Raw genomic sequence first — 2,583 nt, forward strand, 5'->3', positions numbered from 1 at the left:
ACCTCTTTGCCGTTAAGTTTACGATGCCCTCGTGACAGCACGCTACGCGACAATTAGTCGTCAATTTTGTCGGCTCTACGACACGGGCTTGCTTCATGTAGCGGTTGACTTTTATAATATAAGTAGCTGAGGAAGCGCCGTAATCACTGTTTGTTCAGCTCATTTTCCCCTTGGCATGGCTTTTGAAAGCCTTCCAGGGTGGGTGGCGAAAGCTAGCTGCTGGCGACATCCACGTCGCACGACACTGACTTATTCGCTGTTTCTCAGCTCGCTTATTTCGGTAGGGTGCTTTTTCTCATCTGGTAGGCTGGCTGCAAGCGGAGAGCTGTCCAAGGAACCTAATATTCGCTTCTTGCAAGGAAGACGGCCGCGTAGGAACCATTATGTTAATCCTCAGACAGACACAGCTGTCGGCGACAGCGCACATCACTGCTCCCTGCAGGAGTGATCAGTAGCCAGCACGAAGCATGGAACCAAACTGGCCGTTCATCTTATATGGTTATTGGACGTAATCTACCGTTCAAAGAGGGGTGTATTCTGCCCATTACCAGAGCGCATTCCCGAACATGAAATTTGCATGGTGAGGGGACGGCCGGAGTAAACTAGAGAACAAAAGCCGCGGCGCTCGGGCTGTTCGTTCGTCGCTCGACGGCCACGTACTGGTCCGAAAATACAAGAATTCACGAGGAGAACCGCGTGCTACATAGACTCGAAAAAAAGACGCCGAACGAGGTGGATGTTCTTGTCGGCCAACGAATTCGAATGCGGCGGATCCGGATGGAGATGGCACAGCAGGCGCTTGGCGAGGCTATCGGGGTCACATTTCAGCAGGTGCAAAAATACGAAAAAGGCAGGAGCCGGATTGGAGCGGGCCGTCTCCAACTGATCGCAGACACACTCGGAGTGCCGGTGTCGTACTTTTTCGGTGACGCGCCTAAAGACGGCAGCGCGAGCGACGAAAGCAGCGGCAGTGGCAAAAATGATGTTAAGTCGGAAGGAGTGGAATTCTTGGAGTTTGTAGCCACTCCAGATGGCCTTGCTCTTATGCGGGCCTTCAGCCGGATCACGGATGACAGAGTTCGAAATCAGATCGTTAACCTTGTTAAGACTCTCGCCGAACCTGACTTGTGAGTTCAAGAGCGGCGCAGCGGGCGCTGGTCTCGCCGAGGACCTTCCGATCAACTGGACCTTAATAGTCGGATTAGGAAAATGCCACGTTTTGCCCAGTTGGACGCTGTCAAGCTTGCCATTGATCCGCCGGCGACATGCTCGGCGATGGCTCGATTGAGATCACTCTCGCATATCACAACGGCGACGAAGCCGTGCTCAAGGCCAAACGAGAGACTTCTTCAACAGCCTGCTAGAGCGGGAACAGTCCAGCCAACTGGGTCGAGTGGCTGAGGGGTAAAGATGACATATCGGACTTCTCCGACGCGCGGGAGTGCCTGCCAACCAGGCGATCAGGGCATGGATCCTGCAGCGCGATCGATCTCCTCCAGTGTCGTTGTTGGAAGTGGTACGCTCGCTATCCGCTGCGCTCAGCTGGCAATTGAGATGGGCCACGTCATTGGTGCGGCCCTGTGTGGCGACGCCATATTCGCAGAGTGGGCGGCTCGCGCCAACATCCCCCGCATGGCGAGTGTTGAAGAGCTCTGCTCTCTTTTGAAATCCGAGACGGTGGATTGGATTTTCTCCGTTGCCAATCCGCTTATATTGCCACCGGACATGTTTGGGCGAGTGCGTCGAGGTGCATTCAATTACCACGACGGTCCACTGCCACGATATGCGGGAACGCACGCGACGTCCTGGGCGTTGCTGGCCCAGGAGAGCGAGTATGCCATCACGTGGCATCGTATCGATGATGGTGTTGATACGGGTGACGTCGTGGTTCAGCGCCAAGTGCTGATTGCGCCTACCGATACGGCGTTGAGCTTGAACCTCAGATGTTTTGAAGCCGCGGTCGAGGGCTTCCGCGAGCTTTTAACTGGCTTGGCGAAGGGAAAGCTTACTGCTCGTCCGCAGGCGCTAGTCGACAGAAGCTATTTTCCGAGACGTCGACGCCCAGATGCGGCAGGTTGTCTGCGATGGGATCGATCCGCGCGAGATTTGTCAGCGATGACGCGTGCACTCGACTTTGGGCCGTATAATCCCAATCGATTGTGTCTGCCCAAGGCTTTCGTGGGTGATGACGTTGTCATAGTCAGGCGCTTGGAGTTGTCGCCTCGACGCTCGGGCATTCCGGCAGGTTGCCTGCTTGAAATCCATTCCAGCCACTGGCGTGTGGCGACGGGTACGCAGGATGTCGATGTTTGCTTTGGCGGCCCCGATGGTCAGCTGCTGAACGCGCGAGCCCTCGCTAGGCACTCCAATTTGGATGAAGGTGGTCGCCTGCCAATTTTGAGCGATGAACAGGCGCGGAGCATAACTGCCGCCCATGAAAAGCTGGCCCATTCAGAGGATTTTTGGCGACAGCGGCTAGAGCAGTTTAAAACAGCGCAGCTTCCCTTCGTGTCGTCATCCGTAGCTGAGACGCCGCCCAGATGGCAGTCGAGTTCGGGGATCATTCCAAGTGCTTTGGCCAAG

The 2,583-nt window shown here is 55.5% G+C and carries 2 protein-coding genes; both read left to right on the top strand.

Features of this window, described 5'->3' with window-relative positions:
* Positions 1-762 precede the first annotated feature (762 nt).
* A complete protein-coding gene (locus LPU83_RS35470; protein WP_051166799.1) occupies positions 763-1,131 on the top strand; it encodes a helix-turn-helix domain-containing protein in 369 nt (122 codons plus the stop codon).
* A 336-nt stretch (positions 1,132-1,467) separates the two neighbouring features.
* The coding region (locus LPU83_RS35520) for a formyltransferase family protein (RefSeq protein WP_280178239.1) at positions 1,468-2,583 on the top strand (1,116 nt) is incomplete at its 3' end.

Source organism: Rhizobium favelukesii (assembly GCF_000577275.2).
Lineage (GTDB): Bacteria > Pseudomonadota > Alphaproteobacteria > Rhizobiales > Rhizobiaceae > Rhizobium > Rhizobium favelukesii.

Coding starts and splice junctions, on each gene's coding strand:
- LPU83_RS35470 (WP_051166799.1), top strand. CDS start 763: ATGCGGCGGATCCGGATGGAGATGGCACAGCAGGCGCTTGGCGAGGCT.